Raw genomic sequence first — 3,064 nt, forward strand, 5'->3', positions numbered from 1 at the left:
GAGATGGTGATGCCCGGCGACAACGCCACGTTCAACGTGGAGCTGATCGCCCCCATCGCCATGGAGAAGGGCCTGCGCTTCGCCATCCGCGAAGGCGGCCGCACCGTCGGCGCCGGCGTCGTGTCGGAAATCGTGGAGTAAGCGATGCGTATCAATATCCAGCTGCAGTGCACCGAGTGCAAGCGTAAGAACTACGCCACGGAAAAGAACAAGAAGAACACCACCGGCCGCCTCGAAGTGAAGAAGTACTGCCCGTTCGACCGTAAGCACACGGTCCATCGGGAAACGAAGTAGCAAGGCGCCGGGTTTAACGCAGGGCAGTAGCTCCAACGGTAGAGCATCGGACTCCAAATCCGAGGGCTGGGGGTTCGAATCCCTCCTGCCCTGCCATTTTCGAGCAAGGCGTAGGTCATGGCCAAAGAAAAGACGCAGACGACCCCGGCCCCCCAGGCCGTTCCCCAGGGCGACAAGCCGGCCAAGGCCAAGACGGCCGCCAAGGCCGGAGCCAAGGGCGGCGAAGGGGCGACCGGACAGCCCACGGGACTCGCGGCGCGCATCGCCTCGGCCAAGGAATTCTTCGAGCAGTCCAAGGCCGAACTCAAAAAGGTCACTTGGCCCACACGCCAGGAGACGGTCAAGACCGGCATCGCGGTCCTCGTCTTCAGCGTGGTCATGGCCATCTACCTGGGCGTCGTGGACATGGTCCTTTCCAGGCTCGTGGCGCTTATCCTCTCCTAACGGGTCGCAACGGAAACGGTCATGACAACGAACGAAGACATCCCCGACGACCAGCGCGCGCCCGCCCGGTGGTACATCGTCCACACGTATTCCGGCTTTGAGAATCGCGTGGAACAGACCATCCGCGAAATGATGCGCACGGGCCAGGACGGCGGATGCATCGAGGAAGTCGTCGTCCCCACCGAGAAGGTCATCGAGCTGGTCAAGGGCGAGAAGAAGACGTCCACGCGCAAGTTCTACCCGGGTTACGTCATGGTCAAGATGTCCATGAACGACAACTCCTGGCACCTCGTCCAGTCGATCCCGCGCGTGACCGGATTTATCGGCGGCAAGAACCAGCCGACGCCCATGCGCGACAGCGAGGCGGACAAGATCCTCAATCTGATGGTCAGCCGCCAGGAACAGCCCCGACCCAAGTACCACTTCGAGCGGGGCGACGACGTCCGGGTCATCGACGGCCCCTTCGGCGGCTTCAACGGCGTGGTCGAGGACGTCAACTACGACAAGGGCAAGCTTCGCGTGTCGGTCTCCATCTTCGGCCGCCAGACGCCGGTGGAACTGGATTTCGTGCAGGTGAGCAAAAACTAGGGGGCTTTGGCCCTCTCTCGCAAGGATATTCGCAATGGCCAAGAAGATCACCGCCAAGGTCAAGCTGCAGCTTCCGGCCGGTTCCGCCAACCCGTCTCCCCCGGTCGGTCCGGCGCTGGGCCAGCATGGCGTCAACATCATGGAATTCTGCAAGGCGTTCAACGCCAAGACGATGGACCAGAAGGGCACCATCATCCCGGCCTTGATCACCATTTATGCCGACCGCTCCTTCACCTTCATCACCAAGACTCCTCCGGCGTCCGTGCTTCTGGCCAAGGCCGCCAAGATCGAAAAGGGATCGGGCGAGCCCAACAAGACCAAGGTGGGCAAGATCACCAAGGCCCAGATCGAGGAAATCGCCAAGCTCAAGCTGGTGGACATGTCGGCCAACGATCTGGATGCGGCCTGCCGCTCCATTTCCGGAACCGCCCGCAGCATGGGCATCGAGATCGTCTAACCGGCGCGCGCGCAAGAGGGAATTTCGAGATGGCCAAGCATGGAAAGAAATATCGCGAGGCGGTCAAGGATATTGACCTGCAGGCGAAATACGACGTCAACGAAGCCATGGCCCTGACCGTCAAGGCCGGCGTCGCCAAGTTCGACGAGACCGTGGACGTGGCCCTGTGCCTGGGCGTCAACCCCAAGTACTCCGACCAGATGGTGCGCGGCGCGGTGTCCCTGCCCCACGGCCTGGGCAAGAACGTGCGCGTGCTCGCCTTCTGCAAGGGCGACAAGGAGGCCGAGGCCCGCGAGGCCGGGGCCGACTTCGCCGGCGGAGACGACCTGATCGAGAAGATCAAGGGCGGCTTCCTGGATTTCGACAAGGCCGTGGCCACGCCCGACATGATGGCCACCGTGGGCAAGATCGGCAAGATCCTCGGCCCCCGCGGGCTCATGCCCAACGCCAAGACCGGCACCGTCACCTTCGACATCGGCAAGGCCGTGCAGGAACTCAAGGCCGGCAAGGTCGAGTTCAAGGTGGACAAGGCCGGCGTGCTGCACGTGCCGCTGGGCAAGCGCTCTTTCGGCCCCGAGAAGCTCCTGGACAACTTCCGGGCGCTCATCGACACGGTCATGCGCCTCAAGCCTTCGGCGGCCAAGGGCACCTACCTTCAGGCCATGGCCCTGGCTACCACCATGGGCCCCGGCATCAAGGTGGACACCCAGTCCGTGCGCAAACTCCTCGAGGGCTAACGACCGTCCTCGCAACCAGAGTCACCGATTGTCCCGGGCCAGAGGCACGTCCTTTGGCCGGGGACGATTTTTCGATATAAAACAGGGCATGGAAGGCGAGTCAGAGACAGCGGGTGGGGGCGTACCCCTTAATTTCCCGCCGAGACCCCGCTTTGGCTCACTTGAAGGCCCTCCAACCCGCATGTGGAGGTAGGTACCGTGCAACGTGCGCAAAAAAACGAGATCATCGAAAAACTGCGCGCCAAGGCGGACCGGGCCGGCATTGCGTTGGTCACCGACTTTCGGGGCATGACGGTCGAGGAGCTGACCGATCTGCGCGTCAAGCTCCGCGCCGCGGGTGTCGACTACCAGGTCGTGAAAAACACCCTGGCCCGGCTGGCGGTGAAAGACGGCGTCCACGACGCCCTCAAGGACCATCTGAAGGACAACAACGCCGTTGCCTTCGGCTACGACGACCCGGTCGTCGCGGCCAAGGTCCTTGTGGACTATGCCAAGACCAGCAAGAAGTTCGCGGTGAAGCTCGCCAGCCTCTCCGGAAAGGTCA

General features: G+C 62.6%; 6 protein-coding genes, 1 tRNA gene and 1 pseudogene. All 8 read left to right on the top strand.

Features of this window, described 5'->3' with window-relative positions:
• Positions 1–141 (top strand): annotated as a pseudogene (gene tuf, locus Q1K70_RS17955) (elongation factor Tu); the annotation flags it as partial.
• 3 nt (positions 142–144) lie between these two features.
• A complete protein-coding gene (gene rpmG, locus Q1K70_RS17960; protein ID WP_009179755.1) occupies positions 145–294 on the top strand; it encodes a 50S ribosomal protein L33 in 150 nt (49 codons plus the stop codon).
• A gap of 20 nt (positions 295–314) precedes the next feature.
• Positions 315–390: transfer RNA gene (locus Q1K70_RS17965), tRNA-Trp, on the top strand.
• A 21-nt stretch (positions 391–411) separates the two neighbouring features.
• Positions 412–738 carry a preprotein translocase subunit SecE gene (secE, locus tag Q1K70_RS17970; RefSeq protein WP_300162593.1) on the top strand — a complete coding sequence of 109 codons (327 nt, stop codon included), beginning with the start codon at positions 412–414 and terminating at the stop codon, positions 736–738.
• Positions 739–759: 21 nt separating this feature from the next.
• Complete coding sequence (gene nusG / locus Q1K70_RS17975) at positions 760–1,326, top strand: transcription termination/antitermination protein NusG (RefSeq protein WP_300162596.1); 567 nt, start codon at positions 760–762, stop codon at positions 1,324–1,326.
• Between the two features lie 34 nt (positions 1,327–1,360).
• A complete protein-coding gene (gene rplK / locus Q1K70_RS17980) occupies positions 1,361–1,783 on the top strand; it encodes a 50S ribosomal protein L11 (protein ID WP_300162599.1) in 423 nt (140 codons plus the stop codon).
• Positions 1,784–1,812: 29 nt separating this feature from the next.
• The gene (rplA, locus tag Q1K70_RS17985; RefSeq protein WP_300162602.1) at positions 1,813–2,520 is read left to right on the top strand and encodes a 50S ribosomal protein L1; all 708 of its coding nucleotides are present in this window, start codon (positions 1,813–1,815) and stop codon (positions 2,518–2,520) included.
• A gap of 198 nt (positions 2,521–2,718) precedes the next feature.
• Positions 2,719–3,064: 50S ribosomal protein L10 (gene rplJ, locus Q1K70_RS17990; RefSeq protein WP_300162605.1), on the top strand; the 346-nt coding region annotated here is incomplete at its 3' end.

This window comes from Solidesulfovibrio sp., from assembly GCF_029978005.1.
In the GTDB taxonomy this organism is placed as follows: domain Bacteria; phylum Desulfobacterota; class Desulfovibrionia; order Desulfovibrionales; family Desulfovibrionaceae; genus Solidesulfovibrio.

Bases quoted from the DNA above. Each gene is read 5' to 3' on its own strand.
- rpmG (WP_009179755.1), top strand. From the start codon at position 145: ATGCGTATCAATATCCAGCTGCAGTGCACCGAGTGCAAGCGTAAGAAC.
- secE (WP_300162593.1), top strand. From the start codon at position 412: ATGGCCAAAGAAAAGACGCAGACGACCCCGGCCCCCCAGGCCGTTCCC.
- nusG (WP_300162596.1), top strand. From the start codon at position 760: ATGACAACGAACGAAGACATCCCCGACGACCAGCGCGCGCCCGCCCGG.
- rplK (WP_300162599.1), top strand. From the start codon at position 1,361: ATGGCCAAGAAGATCACCGCCAAGGTCAAGCTGCAGCTTCCGGCCGGT.
- rplA (WP_300162602.1), top strand. From the start codon at position 1,813: ATGGCCAAGCATGGAAAGAAATATCGCGAGGCGGTCAAGGATATTGAC.